Below are 18,974 nucleotides of genomic sequence, written 5' to 3' on the forward strand. Positions count from 1 at the left end.
CAAGGAGATCATTATGGGATATATCAACAATAACATCGGTTACCCAAAAGACCTATTAGCTTCACGCGCAGTGATCAAAAGGCAAAATTTTGCCTTAATCCCTCCAGATGGTCTAGTTAAAAATATAATTCCTGGTTTTGAAAATTGTGACATTACTATTTTAGCTACGCCTAAACTTGGAGCTTCTTTTGTCGATTATCTTCTCACCATGTATCAAGGTGGACAAAACTTACAAGGATTTGGTGATGATGGCATTGAAGTATTTGCTTATGTGATTGAAGGCGAAGTTAGTGCTAAAGCTAATAAGCAAACATATCATCTACAAACTGGTGGCTATATCTATTGCCCCGCAGGCGTCAAACTCTATTTACAAAATTTGACGGCTTCGTCGCGTTTATTTTTATACAAACGCCGCTATAACCCTATTTCAGGATATCAAACCCGTGTGATTGCCAATCATATTCAACATCTTGAGCGGGTAAAATATGAAAATATGGATAACGTATTCATCCAAGACTTACTGCCTAAAGAGCTCGGATTTGATATGAATTTCCATATTCTCACTTTCCTACCAGGCGCAAGTCATGGCTATATCGAAACCCATGTACAAGAACATGGCGCCTATTTACTTAGCGGTGAAGGTATGTATTTGCTTGATAATCAATGGATACCGGTCAAAAAGGATGACTACATTTTTATGGGTGCCTATGCTTTGCAAGCTTGTTACGCCGTTGGCCAACAGCCATTAAGTTATATCTACTCTAAAGATTGCCATCGTGATGTGGAACTTTAAACAATAAACATAATATAGGACACCGTATGGAACTCATAGTTATAGCATTAGGTGGTAATGCGATTTCGAAACGAAACGAATTACTCTCTATTGATAACCAATATCATAATATCAACAGCACCACTAAATTTATTGCAAAATTAGCCAATAAATATCGACTTGTTATTGTGCACGGTAACGGGCCGCAAGTGGGACTACTTGCCCTACAAAATGCTAGTTACCCAAATGTACCAGCTTACCCTCTGGATGTGCTAGTTGCACAAACACAAGGCATGTTAGGTTATATGATAAAGCAAAGCTTACAGCGATATGACAATGTCAACCAAGTCGCCTGTGTATTAACGCAAGTCGAGGTAGACAGTAACGACCCTTCATTTAAAGATCCTACCAAATACATAGGGCCTGTATATCAACCAGAAGAACAACAAAAACTCCTAGCTCAATATGGCTGGCAATTTAAACAAGATGGCAAATACCTACGTCGCGTAGTCGCATCACCAAAACCACAAAAAATTATTGAGCTTGATACCATCAAAGAACTTGTCAACCAAGATACTATCGTTATCTGCAATGGTGGCGGAGGCATTCCAGTAATTAAAGATAAATCGGGTTACAAAGGTATTGAGGCGGTGATCGACAAAGATCATAGCGCTGCACAACTCGCCATTGAACTGAAAGCCGACCATTTAATGATCTTAACAGATACGGACGCCGTATATGAAAACTGGGGAACACCGCAACAAACAGCTTTAGGCAAAGTCGATACTAAACGAATACAACCAATGGCAATTGATGACGGCGCTATGGGGCCAAAAATAAAATCAGTCATTGAATTTGTTCAGCAAACCGGTAACACCGCTTATATCGGCAACTTAACCGATATTGAATCGCTATTAGCACAAACCAAAGGCACCATCATCACACAATAGCGCAAAATCTAAATAGCCATAACCGATAGCGTGGCGAGGAGTTTTAAAATGAGACTAGATAGACCAACACTACACAACTTAATTGCCAAAAAATTACATAAAGCGGGATTGACTCAAGAGCATGCCGATATCGCCGCAGATACGCTAGCATTTGCCGATGCACGAGGCATTCACTCACATGGCGCCGTACGAGTTGAATACTACGCTGAACGCATTGCCAAAGGAGGCATGACTGCCTATCCTAATGTCAGCTATAAACAGACTGGTCCATCGTCAGCAATATTAGATTTTGATAATGGTTGCGGTTTAGTTGCCGCTAAAGTTGGTATGGACAAAGCGATAGAAATGGCAAAAAAAAATGGCGTTGCCGTGGTAGGAATTCGTCGAATGTCGCATAGTGGCTCGCTTTGCTACTTTACTGAAATGGCAGCTAAACAAAACTTAGTCGCCATATCCATGTGCCAGTCCGACCCAATGGCTGTTCCCTATGGTGGCGCCGAAGAGTTTTTTGGCACCAATCCTATCGCTTTTGCTGCACCGACTAACGATGAGCGTGTTGTTTCGTTCGACATGGCAACCACAGTCCAAGCATGGGGAAAAGTCTTATACGCAAGATCTAAAGGCGCTGCAATTCCACCAACTTGGGCCGTTGATGAACATGGTGAACCCACAACTGATCCCTACAAAGTAAATGCCCTATTACCAATCGCTGATGCTAAAGGTTATGGTTTAATGATGATGGTAGATGTGCTTTCTGGCATTCTACTGGGCTTGCCATTTGGCAAAAACGTCTCATCAATGTATGCCGACCTCTCTAAAGGTCGAAACCTCGGTCATCTGCATATTGTAATCAATCCTGAATATTTTATCGGCCTAGATATTTTTAAACAAACTATGTCCGCTATGCTAGACCAACTAAAACAAGCTAAACCAGCCAAAGGCGTTAGTGAAGTTTTCTTTCCCGGCGAAAGAAGCAAAAAACGTGAAGCCGATTACTTAAAAAATGGCATAGAGATTGTTGATGATATCTATAATTACTTAATTAGTGATGATATTCACTATAATCGTTATGATCATAAAAATAAGTTTGCTGAATAAACTTAGAATAACAAAAACCCCGTTTCTCAATTTTTTTGAGAGACGGAGAACTGCCTACACGGCAGTGAACCTGATTTATTTCTCCAGTATCTATCATAGCTTTTTCTAAACTGCCTACACGGCAGTGAACTGAAAATAATCAATCGTTATATGTTGATGCGTTTTCTAAACTGCCTACACGGCAGTGAACTGTAAGTTGAAGATTGATTCTATGACTGCAGATTTCTAAACTGCCTACACGGCAGTGAACTGAATTTATAAAAAAATCCATCGGCGTTAAATTTCTAAACTGCCTACACGGCAGTGAACTAGAACAAGACATACTATAAACATTGTTTGCTAAAAGGCAAAGGGCAATTTGGGTTTAAAAAACCCTTTTTTTAAGTTGTATTATAATGCAATGATTTTTAATGATTTTATTTTTAACTAAAAAAAAGGGTTAGCAATGGGTTAATTTAAAGTTTCAAAACATGTATTCCTTTATTTTTGCGGTAATAATACCATTACGCCCCAAATAGCCTCTACTCGAAGCGATGAGTACACGCTAAGTCTTAAAATCGTTTTTTATTAACCATTTCATTAATTCAATTGTCTCTAGCAATCAAATATTTCCAAGAGAACTAACTCAGTTTTTACTGTTTATGCCACTCCAGTTTAAGAACTAATAGGCAAGAAATAAAGCGCTAAGGATAGACGCAAAGCCCATTGCTATTTCTTGGACTAATAACGGCATACAACCAACCAGAACCCGACCAAACGGCAAACTGGTTATCGGTCGTCCAATATCCGCCATAAGTGCTGAAGTTAGCATTTCGGTAGTCTTTCATATAGCCCCACTCCGTGAATAAACCTGCAGCAATATGGCGCTGATAATAATTACCCGTTGATAAAGGCGTGGCACCTAATCCACGCTCATTAGAATTAGTTAAATCCTTAACTTTAGGCATACGGTATCCAATATTAGGGCACCAAGATGATATGCTAGAATAGTTGTAACCTTTTTTAGCACCGCGGTTAACAAACCACTGCTTTAACTCAAAACCATATCTGACGATGGCATTACCATGGCTGTCTCGACCTATTAACTCAAATACCTGAGGCAAAGATGGCTGATCGATATTACCCGGATTATCTGACTCCCATTGCGAGTCGGTAGCAACGGGGCCAGTTAGGGTAACGCGAACGCTGGTACTTGTTGAATTGGTCATAGTAGCAGTAATACCACCACGGGAAACTCGCGCCCAAGTTAAAGGTTCACTACCAGCTATCTCTAAATCAAAATATAAATTATTAGCACCTGTGGTAGGAAAATTTAAACCATACGACGAAATGGATTGTGTGAGAAACCCCTTATCAGAGTTCCAAATCCAAGCAAAACCAGCGTTACGACCTGTACCAGCATTTAAATTTGGTTTAGCAAAACAGACCGAAGGTGATGCTTTAGGCTGAACATAATAGGTCACATTTCTTTGACTTAAAAGACTTTCATTAGGTACACCATAACGTGTTTGTAATGTTCCTTCTGTATTAGATAAGGTCAATTTATAAGGTGACCTACAAACAGTAAGCACTTCATTACGGGCAACAGTTTGATTATATTTATCAGAGATAGCTAACATTAAATTACCTGTAACCGTTATACCGTCATCACCCTGTCCATCACCATCATCATCGCCCCAATAATTATAGGGTGGACCGATAAGTAAACTTAATGCAATAGAATCACTATTAGTTGGGACTAACATATCTATATCTGCAACACTCTCACCAACTGTAGGTAATTCGATTGGATTGGTTATACTTGAATTATTGGTTGTAGGCGTAAATTTTCGACCATTAGAAAGAGATATCCAGAACAGAGCATCGGTGTTGGTTGCTCGTGAGCGACCACCATCGAAGGTTAAATATGGTGCATTACCATTAATAATATTTGATGTTTTAGAGGTCAAAGCGTGGCTAGAATAGGAAGTTATTATCGACAATCCAAACCATAACCCTAAAAAGATCTGCTGGGATAAAGGTGATCGCGACAACGATTGCAATAAAACTCGTGCAATTCCTTGCAATCTCGATAAAAAATAAACCATTGTTAAGAGTGAAGATTGTGAACTTAGCTTTGATGAAACTAAATTATAGGTTGGCCATGTTGCGTGTTGCGTGTTTAAAATTATAATCCATTTCGACAACCTTGTCAAGTAATCTTTTGATTTATTTGCGATTTTATACTCATCAGTTAGATTCAAACCGTTTACATTTAACGGTTGAAAAAGTATAGTGACTGAAAAAAAACGATGCAACATTTTTTTCTATTTAATTGTTAACTTTCGTAAAGAAGATTACTAAAGACACCAAAATTGCATCTTATAACCCCTATTCCAAATAAAGCATAAGCACTCTACCTTTTCTTACAAACTTAAGCATATTGATGATAAAAAAATTTATTCGGAGATAATTGGTTGTTCTAAAAAATTCGAGCAAGGAATTTATTAAGTTTTAGAACAGATTTTGCGCAGCAAAACTGTATTTCTAAAAATTTTTTCATGAGTTTTAATGAGTTATTTTTAGCCAATAGCTATTTGTATTTTGCACGTTTTTAAGCTTATAAGCGATTTATATTATGTATGGTATGATGGAATGAAATTAGAAAGGATTGATTGATATTTTAACCATACTGGATTATCTATATTCGATCTTTCGTCAATTCTATATGTGTTGATAGAAGGAGAATTAGATAATTGTTGATTATTTGATGGTCTTTAGCATTAAAATTGAAATATTTCAATGTTTACACTCATTAAAATGGGATAACTACCATCAATTTAACAAGCATGAGTAATTTAAGTGATTAATCCATGTGATTACCAATTGAGAAGATTGATGCAATAAGATTAAGCAAGGTGGTTTAAAAACAAATTATATTTTATTATGAATAATATAAACTATTTAATTCATTTCTAATCGTTTTCTTTTAACTAACTGGTAAAATTAAAAATATTTTGAATACTTATCGTATTTTGAGAATGATAAGAATAATTTTTCATCTGTGATTCACTTCGATTAACTAGACTTGCATATTTATGTTTTCTAGTTTAATTTATCGTCACTAACCAATTCACTTTTTGAGATGAAACATGACGATATCATTTAAAGAGCAGCAACAACGGATCAATTTTGTTAAGCACTTTTTTGCCGAGCAATTAGCCAATAACCTTTCACTTATTGAAGTTCAAGCACCAATATTGAGTCAAATTGGTGATGGAGTTCAAGATAATTTATCTGGTACTGAAAAAGCAGTCCAAGTTAATATTAAGAGTATTCCAAATGCACAATTTGAAGTGGTGCATTCATTAGCGAAATGGAAACGTAAAATTTTGAGCCAACACCATTTTCCAGTTGGAGAAGGTATTTACACCAATATGAAGGCCCTACGCCCTGATGAAGAAAAACTCTCTCCTATCCATTCGGTTTATGTCGATCAATGGGATTGGGAAAAAGTAATTCGTCCTGAAGATCGTAATTTAGCTTATTTGAAGCATACAGTTGAGAAGATTTATAGTGCGATTAAAGCAACCGAAAAAGCGGTTTCCGAAAAATATCACCTTTCTTGTTTTTTACCAGAAACGATCACTTTTATGGATAGTGAGCAATTGTTAAAACGTTATCCGAATTTATCACCGAAAGAACGTGAAAATGCAATTACTAAAGAGTTGGGTGCGGTATTTTTAATTGGTATTGGTGGTGAATTATCAAACAATGAAAAACACGATGTTCGCGCTCCGGATTATGATGATTGGAGCAGTGACAATGAGATGGGCTCGAAAGGCTTAAATGGTGATATTTTAGTTTGGAATCCGGTGTTAAATAGTGGTTTTGAAATCTCATCAATGGGGATTCGTGTCGATCCTGAAACGTTAAAACGTCAATTAAAATTAACCAATAATGAAGATCGCTTACAATATGCTTGGCATAAGGCGTTAGCCGATGGTGATTTTTTGCAGACAATTGGCGGCGGAATTGGGCAATCTCGATTAACAATGCTACTTCTACAACAACAACATATTGGTCAAGTTCAAGCAAGCGTTTGGGATGATATGACTAAGCAAAATTATCAACAACTTTTGTAAATTAAATCCTAGCTGCTTTTCCACTTATTGGTTGGAAAAGCAAGCTTATTATTGTCCTATTCCTTTTTCCCCTTCACTGGTTTTTAGTAAGAAAAGACAAAAGCTAACCAATACGAAGATTTTTGGTGTTTAACGCACAGCCTATGCTTAGTTTATTAAATCGCTAATGCGGATAACTTACTCATTTTTAATGATATAAGGTTATCCGCACTGTTAATGTTAAAAATTAATTTGATGATTTATCGTCCGATGTTTCACCTTCAGAGATTGGTTGATCATCTTTAGGGGCGACTTCTGGCACTGCAGTATCATTTACTTCTGGTACTACGGTATCATTTACCTCGGGCACTTTTTCTTCTGATGTAGCAGATTCAGTTGTAGGAGCTTGAGTTGTTGTTTCCGTTGATGAGGTTACAGTAGGTTCCACTACTGATTGAATTTTCTCATTTTCAGATGAATTGGTAACAGGTGCAACATCTTTATTATGAGTGCCATCATCCTGCGGCGTTGTTGAGTTTGGTGATATTGATGGCTCAACTGGGGCTTTAGTTTCATCTTTAACAGATTGTATATTTGATGATGAACTGACTTTACCACGAATATAGACAATGCGTTGCTTACCACCATTACATGAACCAACTACTTTCCCTTGACCTTGTATATCTTGATCAGCGGGGACCAGTGTTAGTCGAAAGTTATCTTCAGGCACACCGTTATTTTTGATTTTTTCGGCGATATTTGCTCTAATATCGTCACAATTAGAAGCAGATACCACCACTGGAAAACTTAACAATAACATTATCGCTAATTTTTTCATAACCTTTCCTTTAAATTATCTAAATAAATATTATAAAACGATTATATGATCATTCCATATCGTTTGCTTAGATGCAATAAATATATCTTATCAAGATCGTTGAAAAAGCTAGCCTAATATAAATAGGATTAAATTTTTTTAATCACGTTCTTGATGTTGGTTTTCAAGTAATTTTAATTTATTTAAAACCCAAGCTCGAATATCAGATAGTTCGGCTTCAGATAGTCTATTTACAAAATCTCTTTTTTCATGAAGTTGTTTTCGATCTTCTTCCGTCAAAACCACACCTTTTAGATTTAATAACACTTCTTTGCGGTACATAGAATAAATAAAATCTTTTATTAAATCATCAGAAAGATTAATGTTAGCCATGGTGATTTCCTTATTTTATGTCTGTAACACTTGTCATACTAACCATGCAAATTTAATTAAATTCAGATTAATGACATCATTACGTTCTATTGATATCAAAGATGAATCCAGCCTAAAAAATAGACTGACTTTAACTATAATCTAATCAATAATGCATGACAATGATCGAATTGAATAAAAAAACAGATAAGTTAGCTTTTTCTAAAAAATGCCAAGATGAAATTATCCACTTCATTACTTAATAAGTATTTAACAAACCTGTTGATAACTATGTAATATTATGATTATTATAAATTTAATTTCTTGGTTAAATTTTGTTCTTCACCAGTATTCTATATTTTTGGGCAAAAATATTTAAATTTAATTTACAAAAATTACAATTCATTTGAGTAACATTAAGTAATAATGGCTAAAAAAATACAGCATAACCTTTAAATTATGCTGTAAAAAAAACAAGAAATTTAAACAAGAAGTTATAAAGATAATATAAAGATGTTATAAAGCAGTAAAAAATGCGATTAAACCAAATAATACACCAGGAAAATTAGCTATCGCGATTGGCCAATCCTTTTTCTGTTGTAATAAACCATAACAGACCCATAAAGAGCAGTTAATTGCAGCCGCCAAAGGTTGTGTCGGATTGGTTTTAAATCCATGAAGATTGTCAATAATTTGCGGGATATAGGATACGTACATGCCTAACGATGCAATCGTTGCGACGACACCCAAATAATGGAAAGCTTTTGGAGAAAGATTCAAAATCAACCTACCTGCTCAATAATGAATGGAGCAAGTAATCTAACATAGATAGCAAGGGAGTTAAACCTTGTTATATCAGGGTTTAAGATAATTTTTTGTAAATAAAATGATAAATTCTTGGCTTTATTTTTTAACCATTTAAACAACAGCATTGAGCTGCTGTTGTTGTTTAGTTAATGTTTAACGTTAATTTTACCAACAAAGCATTGATAATGAATTGATAAAATTATTGGTAAGACTATTAAGGTTTTTACTACTAAAGCGGTTACCTTCTATTTAGTCATTATAGTTTAAATAATTGTTTTACCTCATCTATCTGCTTATCATGCAATGCTCCACCATAGTTCCTTGAATTGGCTTTCAAGTAACCATGTTTTTCAGCAACTGCGGTTTTTATTGTGGTAACAAAATCATCACCAATATTGTAAATATTTGATAAACGACTAATCTCTTTTTGTAGAAGTTGGATCTGATGAAAATCATTCTCATTAAATGCTTTCATTACACTTGCAAAGAGCTCCGGAACCACATTATTTAGACCAGAAAGTACCCCAGCACCACCATTAAGTAAATTTGGAATAAAATATTCATCAAAACCAGCAAATACTGAGAAATCCTTACGGATAGATTGAGAAGCAAGCACAATGGAACGGGTATGTGAAGCACAATCAATCGTATCTTTAATACCAATAAACCTTGGACAATCTAGCATAAGTTTTGCGACAAGTTTTGCATCAACATCACAGCCAGTGCGCGCAGGGAAGTTATAAACAAACCAATCACCTAAAAAACGCGAATCGAGATATTTGTAATATTCATACAATTGATTGGCTGTTTGTGATAGGTAATAGTGAGGTAAAGCCATTACCGCTGGATATCCTGCATCATACGCCGCATCCGCTAAACGGATCATGTCATCAACAACGGTGGTAGATACATTGACAATTAGCGGTAAGTCAGTGAATTGCTGTGCTTGTTTGATAATAGCTAATCGTTCCTTAATGCTTAATGTCGCAAACTCACCAATGGTACCCATCACCAAAATACCGTTAATTTTTGCTTCGGTTAACATTTGGTAATGTTTATCCATAGCGGCAAAATCAACACCATTTTTAGAGTTAAATGGCGTGATAGCAGGACAAATGGTTCCTGAGAATTTAGGGGATTTTTTCATAATAAGATCCTTATGTTTTACACCAATATATTGAAATAATATATAAACAGTTATTACCAACTAACTATTTAATCAATTTGCCAATTACTCAATAATATTTTTTAGTTATTGTGATCGAGATCACCAAATTAAAGCATAAATATGTCTAATAAATCATTGTAAAAAATTATAGATGTATTTAGACTAAATTCGTTTCAATATATTGGTGTAAATGTATGGCTAAAATATCTCAAGCGCCAGCCATCGATAAAGCCGCTCTAATTTTGAATTTTATTGCTCAAAATGGCGGGATGACTTATACGCAAATCTATCAAGGGCTTTCGTTACCGCAAAGCTCTTCATCATTAATCTTAAAAAGTATGGTGACTAATGGTTTGTTACGGCAAAAAGGAAATAAATACTTTTTAGGGCTTAATCTGTATGAGTTTGGTAACAAAGCGATTGAGCAATTTAATATTAAGGATTTAGCTCTCGAACCACTCTCGTTTTTACGAGATAAAACTCAGCTAGCTTGTCATTTAGGTATTTTAGATGGCGATGCAGCAATCTACTTAGCTAAAATTGAGAGCGATAACGCAATACAGATTAAAAGTTGGTTAGGTCGCCGATTATCTTTACATAGTTCAGCATTGGGTAAGGTTTTGTTAGCTTGGTTACCGGAGCAACATATTGATGAGCTGTTTCCTAATGAACAATTACCGAGTAAAACCAAAAATACCATAGCAACTAAAACTGATTATAAAAAGGCATTACAAGTCGTAAGAAAACAAGGTTGGGCGTTTGACGACGGCGAAGACTTTGATGAAGTAACTTGCTTAGCAGCACCGATTTTTGATAAACATGGTAATGTTATCGCCGCCATAAGTACCTCAGGAATAAGGTTTCAAATGCCGCAAGAACGAATTGCTGAATTTACAGCGTATTTGCTGACCGCTGCTAGCATGTTAACTAAGAAAATAATCGGCTAGTTAAGAGATAAACCTTTTTCAACATTCAATTTAATTGAAAAAGTGAAAAAGGTTTAATGCGTTAGCAAAGATGAGTTTGTTTGGTCTCTTTACCAAGGAATAATATGGCTAAAATAGCCACAAGAATTGATAAGCTAAATAGCCCAAATATCATGCTAACACTAACTTGGTTAGCCATTAAGAAGCCCACCATCAGTGGACCTAATATGCCACCAATTCGGCCAATTGAAGCAGCCATACCGGCACCTGTTGCGCGAATATTCGTAGTGTATTGTTCTGGGGTATAAGCATACATTGCTCCCCATGCGCCTAGATTAAAGAATGATAATAATGCACCACAGATAAGCAGTTGGTTAATTGAATCAGCAATACCAAATAGATAGGCACTGATCAAGGTTCCTAATAGATACGCCATCAATACCCATTTTCGCCCTACTCGTTCGATCAACCAAGCAACAGTAAAATAACCCGGTAATTGCGCTAAAGTCATCATAAATATGTAACCAAAACTTTTTACCATATCAAAACCCTTATGCATCATCACGCTTGGCAACCATAAGAACATGCCATAATATGAAAATACCACACAAAACCAAACTATCCATAACATTATCGTTTGACGACGGAATGAGCTTGATAGTAGTGATTGTAATTTCTTGATGATTGGTTCTTTTTGAGCATTATGATCTTGATATTGATATGAATGTGAGTCAGGTAAGTTAAAGCGTAGATAAAGCGCATAAAAAGCCGGTATTGCACATAAGATCATTGCGCCACGCCAACCGACAGCCGGAAGAGGAATTAAAAAGTAAGCGATCAACGCGGCCAAAATCCAACCTACAGCCCAAAAGCTTTCGAGTAACACCACGACGCGACCACGTACTTCAGGTTCCACACTTTCACTCACTAGCGTTGATGCTACTGGCAATTCGCCACCTAAGCCCATACCAATGAAGAATCGTAAAATCAGTAAACTGCCTAGTCCCCAAGCAAAAGCACTTAAGCCACTGGCGATACTGAACATTAGTAAAGTAAATAAAAAGGCGGATTTGCGCCCTTTTTTATCGGCATAAATGCCAAATAAAAAGGCACCAACAGCCATACCAATTGAGTTTACACTACCTATCCAACCCAGTTGTGAAGGTGTTAGCCCCCAATCTTGTTTTAAAGCAGCTAAAATAAAGGAGAGTAATCCCACGTCCATTGCATCAAAAAGCCAGCCAGTGCCAGCAATGAGCAATAATTTGTTTGTAGATAATAAAGCGGTTTTTGAATTTTCCATAATAATTTGACCAACGAAAAGCTTGGTAGGCGTAATCAAATCAGATTTTCTTTAAAATGTCCATAGCTTAATCGTATTGAACCCAAATTATCCCCGAACTCAATGCCTTGGGACACAATTATATGTTTGGATAACAGTTGGTTTAAAATCACCAACTCTTGTGCGGCACTGTTAACGGGTAAATGAGCATATAAATGAAAACCACCGGTAGGTATTTGGTAAGTAATCTCTCCTTTGAAATAGTCATTGAACCAATCCATTAGTTGATTGGCTTTATGTTTTAGTTGTTGACGTAACCATTTTTGATGGGTTTGATAGTGATGAGTTAAATACTCTTCGGCTAAAAGTTGCGGTAATATACTCAATCCAGAATCTATATAGTGCCGTATATTGGCTAATTTTTCGATGATTTCCTTGGGAGCAATCATCCACCCAATACGTATATTACGGCCAATATATTTGGATAATGAACCTAAATAAACCACTTGATTACTGGTATCGAATTTTTTTATTGGTGCAATGTTAACCTTTGCATCAAAGGCTAATCCACTATAAGCATCATCCTCAACAATACCAATACACTGTTGCCGACAAAAGGCCAATATCTGTTTTTTTCGTTGATTACTCATCACACAGCCAGTGGGGTTTTGAAATATCGGATTTAGAAATAACCATCTAATTTGCCGCTCTAACACCACTTTTTGTAAACTCTCTAAGGTTATCCCTTCGTCATCACATTCAATACCATAAAGCCGAACACCGGCCGCTTGGAACAGCGGCAACGAATAAAAATAAGAAGGTGATTCAATACCTATTGCATCGCCAGGCTTTAATAATCCTTGGGTAATTAAAAATAGTGATTGTTGGGTACCTGAGGTTATTAAGATTTGCTCAGTATTAATTGTCATAGCAAATTGCGTTGACATGTAGTTGGCGATTTGCTGTTTGAGTGAAGGTAATCCCAATTGCAACCTGTCACTCTGCTTTTCATAAGCAACCATTTCATGAGAGGTGATATGGGGTAATATCAATTTAGGGATCATATTGGTTGGCAAATCACCATTAGCTAAATCACAAATATGCGCCATTTGTTGCCGAACTTGTACCACTTTTTGTTGGTAAACATTGTTACGATGCTGATAAAAATTGGCAGGCAATCGCCAATTAATAGTGGAATAAACTTGTAGCCCCCATTTTTGTTCATTAACAAAAGTCCCACTGCCCACCTTACGCACTAAAATTCCTCGTTCAGTCAAGATGTCTAGCGCATGCACTATAGTTGAACGGTTAACTTGTAGTTCCTTGGCTAAATTACGCTCAGATGGTAATCGTTCGCCAGCTATTAACACCCCTTGTTCAATATAGCTTTCAATCAATTGCGTGACTTTTTTAAATAATGCACCACTAAAAGGGCTTAATTTTTGTTTATTCCACATCTTTTATTAATTAAGTTTTATAGAACTTATTACCTTAAACGCAAAATTGGATGGGTTAATTATAGTCCAATTGGCTGTTTATTGCAGTGATTTAATTCTGAATAATAGTCCCCAGACTAGACAGCTAACAATTCAGGAGTAACAATGAAAACAGGTACACAAACTGTAAAACGTGGAATGGCGCAGATGCAAAAAGGCGGGGTGATTATGGACGTCGTTAATGCCGAACAAGCAAAAATTGCTGAACAAGCTGGTGCTGTGGCGGTAATGGCTTTAGAGCGTGTTCCTTCTGATATTCGTGCTGCTGGGGGCGTAGCAAGAATGGCGGATCCAACTATCGTTGAAGAGGTAATGAAGGCGGTAACTATACCGGTGATGGCCAAAGCACGAATTGGTCACATTGTTGAAGCACGTATTTTAGAGTCAATGGGCGTGGATTATATTGATGAAAGCGAAGTGCTCACCCCTGCTGATGAACAATATCATTTATTAAAAGATGAATTTACCGTACCTTTCGTTTGTGGTTGCCGTGATTTAGGTGAGGCATTACGCCGAATTGGGGAAGGAGCTTCGATGCTACGCACCAAAGGTGAACCTGGAACTGGCAATATTGTTGAAGCAGTAAGACATATGCGTCGTGTCAATGAGCAAATTCGTCTAGTGGTTGGCAAATCAAAAGATGAACTGATGACATTTGCTAAAGAAATTGGTGCACCTTATGAATTAGTATTACAAATCAAACAACTTGGAAAATTACCTGTGGTTAATTTTGCCGCTGGCGGTGTGGCGACACCTGCTGATGCAGCACTAATGATGCAACTTGGTGCAGATGGTGTATTTGTCGGTTCGGGTATTTTTAAATCGCAAAATCCAGAAAAATTTGCCAAAGCAATCGTTCAAGCCACCACTTATTTTGATGATTATCCAAGATTGGCTGAACTATCAAAAGGATTAGGTGAAGCGATGAAAGGAATTGAGATCAGCAAATTAAGTGAATCAGAAAGAATGCAAGATCGGGGTTGGTAATGACTTCAAAGGTGAGTAAAACCATTGGTGTGCTTAACTTACAAGGTGCTGTAACTGAGCATTTAAATATGCTCGCCAGCCTTGATGGGGTGACCCCAATAACAGTTAAGCAACCCGAGCAATTAAACCAGCTTGATGGTTTGATTATTCCCGGCGGTGAATCGACCGCTATTAGCCGTTTAATTAGACAAAATGGATTATTTGAACCAATTCAAACCTTTGCTAAACAAGGTAAAGGTATCTTTGGCACCTGCGCTGGATTGGTACTTTGTGGTAGTACAACTCCGCATAATGAGGTTGAACAACTTAGTTTAATGGATATTACTGTCGAACGTAATGGTTTTGGTCGACAAATCGCCAGCTTTGAAACCATGTTAGATATTGTTCCTATCGGTAAACAAATTCCTGCCGTTTTTATTCGGGCACCTTATATTGCCAAAACGGCTAAGCAAGTAACACAATTAGCGTTTGTTGATAATCATTGTGTGATGGCAGAACAAAATAATATTTTAGTCTGTTCATTCCATCCCGAATTAACGGCTGATAATCGCATAATGCGCTATTTTGTTGAAAAATGTTAATTGAAGATACACCTCATTTTTAATGGATAAACATGGGGTGTTTTGTGAAAATTTGGTTATTACCATTAATTATTAGCCTACTTATTACTACCAAAAACTGTTTACTCAAGTTTTTTGTTATTTTTTTCTAAATAAGATTAATTATTAAACCATTTATATCTTTTTTATTTAACTCTACAATTCCTTAACAAGTGTTAAGTCAGATATATAAATTAAGAAATTAATTTGGTTCTAATTATTAGCATCTTTATTACCACAAAAACGTTCCCTCATCTTTTTACTATTTTTCCTCAATGAAATTAATCATTAAGTCATCGGCATTATTTTTTTATTTATCTACATATGATAAATCTGACAACACAATAAAGAAAATAGGCGCTGATTATTCGCGGCTTTATTACCCCAAAACTGTTTCTCATTTTTTTTGCTATTTTTTCTCAACAAGATAATCATTAAATCATCTGCATCATATTTTTTTTCACCCATACAATGCTTTAACGAGTGGTTAGTCCAATAACTAAATCACGAAATTAATTTGGTTCTAATTATTAATCTCTTTATTTCCACCAAAACCGTTTCCCAACTATTTTGCTATTTCTCCTAATGAGGTTAATCATTAAATCATCTTTATCATATTTTTAATTACCTATATAATGCAGTAGGAAATGACAAATCTGATAAATAAGGAAATTAATTATGATGACCGGTAATTGCTTGTGTGGTGACATTGTCTATCAACTTAATAGTGAGATTAAAGCGATAGTTTTTTGTCACTGTTCACGTTGTCGCAAACAAACTAGTTCGGCTTTTAATTCGGCTACAGTGGTTAATAAAGAAGATTTAACCTTTATTAAAGGCGAAGAGAATATCAAAGTCTATTCCGACGCTGGCGTTAATCGCCATTTTTGTGGTAAATGTGGTTCGCATATTTTTTCTAGTCGAGATAATGATACTAGTACTTATCGTTTGCGCATAGGTCTGATTAACGAACCGATTAATACTGAAAAACGTATTCATGTATATACCGGTTCAAAAGCAAATTGGGATACTATTTGTGATGGTTACCCTGAATATGAAGAAGGTATTCCGGCTAAGTAAAATTAGACCAGTAATAGTATAAATCGTAATTAACCAGACGATGATCATGGCGAAACCGAAATATCATCGTCTTAAAGCACTTCACTACGTTGCCAATAAGTTTTATGCGCAAAACCCATTAGGTTACTGGTCATCTTAATTTCTTGTAAACATATTGACCAAATCGGAGCTTTCATCACTCTGGCAAAGGGAAAAGCGTGATAATAGAGCTTATAGGCATGGCTTGCCTGATTTTCAGTAAGTAGTTCAGCTTTAGCTGAAAATTGAATGCCCTGAATCTTAGCGACCGATTTTGGACTAATACTAATTGTACCGGCGACATTTGGATTTTTTAACATCGCTTGTGCATGTTTGGTTTTTAATTCTGATAAGAGATATAAGCAGCAATTTTCTTCATCAAATACATAGAATGCATTACATGTCCATGGTTGATGTTCTGCTAATATCACACCTAAACTTAAGACATGTTGCTGTTGAATAAATTTTATGATTTTAGCATCGGGGAGTTTCATTCTACTATTCAGGCTTTTGATTTAAATGCATATCTTCACCCCAGCGTGGTAAACTAGGTACATCAATATCGAACAGATCAAGTGCTCTGGCAACACTATGGGTAATCATATCATCGATACTTTCGATGTGTTGATATAGCGCAGGGACAGGTGGAAAAATAATACCGCCCATTAATGTCACCATTTCCATATTTTTAATATGGCCTAAATGTAATGGTGTTTCACGCGTCATTAAAACTAAACGACGGCGTTCTTTCAAGACAACATCCGCAGCACGGGTTAATAAATTATCGGATAAACCATGAGCTATTGCTGCCAGAGTTCGCATCGAGCAAGGTGCGACTAACATGCCTATCGTTTTGTATGACCCACTAGCGATTGCGGCACCAATATTATCAACAGCATAGACGACGTCGGCTAAGGATTCTAATTGGGCCAATTGGGATTTAGAATGCTCGTAATTTCCTGTGATTTTTGCTGCTTTAGAGATAACGAGGTGAGTTTCAAGATCCATGGGGTTGAGAAGCTCTAAAGCTTTTATACCATAAGCAAAGCCTGTTGCACCACTTATGCCAATTATTATCCTTCTCACAGTCATTTCAATTCCTACTGTTAAATCTAATGTTAGAATTTGCTAACTATTTTAACTTAGATTAAGCTGTAATAGATAACATTATCTTTCGTGGGGATAGGAATTTAAAATGTTAAAAGAGTTGAATACACCACCAACTACATGGTCAGTGGTGATATTGAGTATAACTTATTCTAGAGCCATTGGTTCGTCAACAACTGTGGTTTTTTGATCCCCTTGAATCGTTTTGATAGCGTTATTGTAAGCTCTTACTGCTTCTTTACTCGATAATAAGCTATATTTTAAGGTAAAGTTAGCACTTTTTCCTGGTGGTAATTGACGAACACGCTTTTGTTCACGTTCTATAGTGACTGGATAAGCGAAACTTGTACCTGGTTCAATACCTGTTACATAGCCTTGATTAAATGTATCAGTATTCTTCCATAAAGTAAGCACAGGTAATTCCCGAGTATTAAATGAAATACCTACCCCTTTATTACCCACCTTATTAGCTAACATAACTTGAGTTTGCCCTTTTGTATCGGCATAAGGATAAATATTGAAGACCATTTCATCAAAGTTTCTGGTTGGTCCTAAGTAAGTTTGCCAATTTTTTAGACCTTTTATTGCATAATCATTAAATGGTGAAATTTCTTTAACTGGTGCAACAAATTTTGCCCCCCTTTCAAGAATTGGCGTCCCAAAATTGCTGTGATAAATAATTTGATAATCTTTAGGATAATCGCCTTTATTTGTCACTGTATCATGAACAGTAAATTCTTTACTACCAGGAACATAGCTAAGTCTAACCCAAGTTTCTAAATTACTTTTTTTGAAAGCTTTTTCTTGGATTAGACCACTCACGGTGATGGTATATGGAGCTTTATCTTCAATATCAACAAACAATTTTGCAACTGGAGTATTTTGCGCCCGGCCATGAAGGGTATACAACATACCATCAGCTTGTACGGCATGACCTGTCCATTCAAAACCACAACGAACCAGCATTTCATTAAAGCCTTCTAGCCAACCATTACCACCACGGCTTTCTAAATTGATATACTGTGGATTAACAACTTCTTTAACTGGAGAATTCCAACCTAAACGAATACCATCACCTTCCACAGACAAGATACCCAAACCGCGAGTTGGACTTAATCTAATGGTCAATCCATCACTTTGAATAGTTAACACTTCAGAGTCATTTTGCAATCCGCCACTAAGAACAGTATTTCTTATTAAAAATGTCGGTGCATCTTGGTTAATGTCAGTATTTTTAACAACCCAAGCACCTTTTCTAATTTGTAAATCGGTATCTGTAATAACATAATGTTGTGCACTAACAGAACATGAGATTAATCCCACAGCAGTAACTAACGAGAGCTTTCTAAGTTTCATGAGTTAATTCCTTATTTTTAATATTAATCCATCAAG

19 protein-coding genes are annotated in these 18,974 nt (G+C 36.2%); 8 read left to right on the plus strand and 11 right to left on the minus strand.

Going from position 1 to position 18,974, the window contains the following annotated elements; all coding sequences use genetic code 11:
- Window positions 1-13: 13 nt before the first annotated feature.
- The 3 genes from allE to allD are packed head-to-tail and all read left to right on the plus strand — an operon-like array spanning window position 14 to window position 2,820.
- Window positions 14-793: a (S)-ureidoglycine aminohydrolase gene (gene allE, locus AC5LXV_RS11350; protein ID WP_493466480.1), complete on the plus strand. Its 780-nt coding sequence runs from the start codon at window positions 14-16 to the stop codon at window positions 791-793.
- 26 nt (window positions 794-819) lie between these two features.
- On the plus strand, window positions 820-1,722 hold the full coding sequence (locus AC5LXV_RS11355) for a carbamate kinase (protein ID WP_493466481.1): 903 nt from the start codon (window positions 820-822) through the stop codon (window positions 1,720-1,722).
- 48 nt (window positions 1,723-1,770) lie between these two features.
- Window positions 1,771-2,820 (plus strand): ureidoglycolate dehydrogenase, encoded by a 1,050-nt coding sequence (gene allD / locus AC5LXV_RS11360; protein ID WP_493444867.1) that lies wholly within the window; start codon window positions 1,771-1,773, stop codon window positions 2,818-2,820.
- 683 nt (window positions 2,821-3,503) lie between these two features.
- Here allD and AC5LXV_RS11365 read toward each other — a convergent pair.
- A complete protein-coding gene (locus tag AC5LXV_RS11365) occupies window positions 3,504-5,120 on the minus strand; it encodes a hypothetical protein (protein WP_493466482.1) in 1,617 nt (538 codons plus the stop codon).
- A gap of 831 nt (window positions 5,121-5,951) precedes the next feature.
- Between AC5LXV_RS11365 and asnA the strand changes: the two genes are divergently transcribed.
- Window positions 5,952-6,944 carry an aspartate--ammonia ligase gene (asnA, locus tag AC5LXV_RS11370; protein ID WP_493466483.1) on the plus strand — a complete coding sequence of 331 codons (993 nt, stop codon included), beginning with the start codon at window positions 5,952-5,954 and terminating at the stop codon, window positions 6,942-6,944.
- A gap of 226 nt (window positions 6,945-7,170) precedes the next feature.
- Here asnA and AC5LXV_RS11375 read toward each other — a convergent pair whose 3' ends face one another.
- The 4 genes from AC5LXV_RS11375 to AC5LXV_RS11390 form a co-directional block, all read right to left on the minus strand.
- Window positions 7,171-7,761, minus strand: a complete 591-nt coding sequence (locus AC5LXV_RS11375; RefSeq protein ID WP_493466484.1) for a DUF1161 domain-containing protein — start codon at window positions 7,759-7,761, stop codon at window positions 7,171-7,173.
- Between the two features lie 138 nt (window positions 7,762-7,899).
- Window positions 7,900-8,133 (minus strand): hypothetical protein, encoded by a 234-nt coding sequence (locus AC5LXV_RS11380; protein ID WP_493466485.1) that lies wholly within the window; start codon window positions 8,131-8,133, stop codon window positions 7,900-7,902.
- Between the two features lie 495 nt (window positions 8,134-8,628).
- Window positions 8,629-8,892 (minus strand): SemiSWEET family transporter, encoded by a 264-nt coding sequence (locus AC5LXV_RS11385; RefSeq protein ID WP_258363435.1) that lies wholly within the window; start codon window positions 8,890-8,892, stop codon window positions 8,629-8,631.
- Between the two features lie 283 nt (window positions 8,893-9,175).
- The gene (locus AC5LXV_RS11390; RefSeq protein ID WP_493466486.1) at window positions 9,176-10,066 is read right to left on the minus strand and encodes a dihydrodipicolinate synthase family protein; all 891 of its coding nucleotides are present in this window, start codon (window positions 10,064-10,066) and stop codon (window positions 9,176-9,178) included.
- Window positions 10,067-10,281: 215 nt separating this feature from the next.
- On the opposite strand from AC5LXV_RS11390, the gene AC5LXV_RS11395 reads away from it, so the two are divergent.
- The gene (locus tag AC5LXV_RS11395; RefSeq protein WP_493466487.1) at window positions 10,282-11,034 is read left to right on the plus strand and encodes an IclR family transcriptional regulator; all 753 of its coding nucleotides are present in this window, start codon (window positions 10,282-10,284) and stop codon (window positions 11,032-11,034) included.
- Between the two features lie 61 nt (window positions 11,035-11,095).
- Here the strand turns inward: AC5LXV_RS11395 and AC5LXV_RS11400 are convergent, their stop codons facing one another.
- Window positions 11,096-12,316, minus strand: a complete 1,221-nt coding sequence (locus AC5LXV_RS11400; protein ID WP_110433545.1) for an MFS transporter — start codon at window positions 12,314-12,316, stop codon at window positions 11,096-11,098.
- 35 nt (window positions 12,317-12,351) lie between these two features.
- Complete coding sequence (locus tag AC5LXV_RS11405; protein WP_493466488.1) at window positions 12,352-13,752, minus strand: aminotransferase-like domain-containing protein; 1,401 nt, start codon at window positions 13,750-13,752, stop codon at window positions 12,352-12,354.
- Window positions 13,753-13,896: 144 nt separating this feature from the next.
- On the opposite strand from AC5LXV_RS11405, the gene pdxS reads away from it, so the two are divergent.
- Together pdxS and pdxT are read left to right on the plus strand one after the other, a co-directional pair.
- Window positions 13,897-14,778, plus strand: coding sequence for a pyridoxal 5'-phosphate synthase lyase subunit PdxS (pdxS, locus tag AC5LXV_RS11410; protein WP_110433292.1), 882 nt, complete (start codon window positions 13,897-13,899; stop codon window positions 14,776-14,778).
- Complete coding sequence (gene pdxT, locus AC5LXV_RS11415) at window positions 14,778-15,359, plus strand: pyridoxal 5'-phosphate synthase glutaminase subunit PdxT (protein WP_493466489.1); 582 nt, start codon at window positions 14,778-14,780, stop codon at window positions 15,357-15,359. Before pdxS ends, pdxT begins: the two co-directional genes overlap by 1 nt.
- Before the next feature lie 336 nt (window positions 15,360-15,695).
- Here pdxT and AC5LXV_RS11420 read toward each other — a convergent pair whose 3' ends face one another.
- Entirely contained in the window at window positions 15,696-15,845 is a 150-nt protein-coding gene (locus AC5LXV_RS11420) for a hypothetical protein (RefSeq protein ID WP_493466490.1), read from the minus strand.
- A 210-nt stretch (window positions 15,846-16,055) separates the two neighbouring features.
- Between AC5LXV_RS11420 and AC5LXV_RS11425 the strand changes: the two genes are divergently transcribed.
- Entirely contained in the window at window positions 16,056-16,457 is a 402-nt protein-coding gene (locus AC5LXV_RS11425) for a GFA family protein (protein ID WP_493466491.1), read from the plus strand.
- Window positions 16,458-16,528: 71 nt separating this feature from the next.
- On the opposite strand, the gene AC5LXV_RS11430 is transcribed toward AC5LXV_RS11425, so the two are convergent.
- From AC5LXV_RS11430 to AC5LXV_RS11440, 3 genes are all read right to left on the minus strand, one after another.
- A complete protein-coding gene (locus tag AC5LXV_RS11430; protein WP_493451467.1) occupies window positions 16,529-16,969 on the minus strand; it encodes a hypothetical protein in 441 nt (146 codons plus the stop codon).
- A gap of 4 nt (window positions 16,970-16,973) precedes the next feature.
- Window positions 16,974-17,567, minus strand: a complete 594-nt coding sequence (locus AC5LXV_RS11435) for a UbiX family flavin prenyltransferase (RefSeq protein WP_493466492.1) — start codon at window positions 17,565-17,567, stop codon at window positions 16,974-16,976.
- A gap of 162 nt (window positions 17,568-17,729) precedes the next feature.
- A complete protein-coding gene (locus AC5LXV_RS11440; protein ID WP_493466493.1) occupies window positions 17,730-18,938 on the minus strand; it encodes an aldose 1-epimerase family protein in 1,209 nt (402 codons plus the stop codon).
- Window positions 18,939-18,974 lie beyond the last annotated feature (36 nt).

This window comes from Gilliamella sp. LMG 34359, from assembly GCF_984569085.1.

Bases quoted from the DNA above. Each gene is read 5' to 3' on its own strand.
- pdxS (WP_110433292.1), top strand. From the start codon at position 13,897: ATGAAAACAGGTACACAAACTGTAAAACGTGGAATGGCGCAGATGCAA.
- asnA (WP_493466483.1), top strand. From the start codon at position 5,952: ATGACGATATCATTTAAAGAGCAGCAACAACGGATCAATTTTGTTAAG.
- AC5LXV_RS11380 (WP_493466485.1), bottom strand. From the start codon at position 8,133: ATGGCTAACATTAATCTTTCTGATGATTTAATAAAAGATTTTATTTAT.
- AC5LXV_RS11425 (WP_493466491.1), top strand. From the start codon at position 16,056: ATGATGACCGGTAATTGCTTGTGTGGTGACATTGTCTATCAACTTAAT.
- allE (WP_493466480.1), top strand. From the start codon at position 14: ATGGGATATATCAACAATAACATCGGTTACCCAAAAGACCTATTAGCT.
- AC5LXV_RS11395 (WP_493466487.1), top strand. From the start codon at position 10,282: ATGGCTAAAATATCTCAAGCGCCAGCCATCGATAAAGCCGCTCTAATT.
- AC5LXV_RS11400 (WP_110433545.1), bottom strand. From the start codon at position 12,316: ATGGAAAATTCAAAAACCGCTTTATTATCTACAAACAAATTATTGCTC.
- allD (WP_493444867.1), top strand. From the start codon at position 1,771: ATGAGACTAGATAGACCAACACTACACAACTTAATTGCCAAAAAATTA.
- pdxT (WP_493466489.1), top strand. From the start codon at position 14,778: ATGACTTCAAAGGTGAGTAAAACCATTGGTGTGCTTAACTTACAAGGT.
- AC5LXV_RS11390 (WP_493466486.1), bottom strand. From the start codon at position 10,066: ATGAAAAAATCCCCTAAATTCTCAGGAACCATTTGTCCTGCTATCACG.
- AC5LXV_RS11355 (WP_493466481.1), top strand. From the start codon at position 820: ATGGAACTCATAGTTATAGCATTAGGTGGTAATGCGATTTCGAAACGA.
- AC5LXV_RS11375 (WP_493466484.1), bottom strand. From the start codon at position 7,761: ATGAAAAAATTAGCGATAATGTTATTGTTAAGTTTTCCAGTGGTGGTA.
- AC5LXV_RS11365 (WP_493466482.1), bottom strand. From the start codon at position 5,120: ATGTTGCATCGTTTTTTTTCAGTCACTATACTTTTTCAACCGTTAAAT.
- AC5LXV_RS11440 (WP_493466493.1), bottom strand. From the start codon at position 18,938: ATGAAACTTAGAAAGCTCTCGTTAGTTACTGCTGTGGGATTAATCTCA.
- AC5LXV_RS11420 (WP_493466490.1), bottom strand. From the start codon at position 15,845: ATGGGTGAAAAAAAATATGATGCAGATGATTTAATGATTATCTTGTTG.
- AC5LXV_RS11405 (WP_493466488.1), bottom strand. From the start codon at position 13,752: ATGTGGAATAAACAAAAATTAAGCCCTTTTAGTGGTGCATTATTTAAA.
- AC5LXV_RS11430 (WP_493451467.1), bottom strand. From the start codon at position 16,969: ATGAAACTCCCCGATGCTAAAATCATAAAATTTATTCAACAGCAACAT.
- AC5LXV_RS11435 (WP_493466492.1), bottom strand. From the start codon at position 17,567: ATGACTGTGAGAAGGATAATAATTGGCATAAGTGGTGCAACAGGCTTT.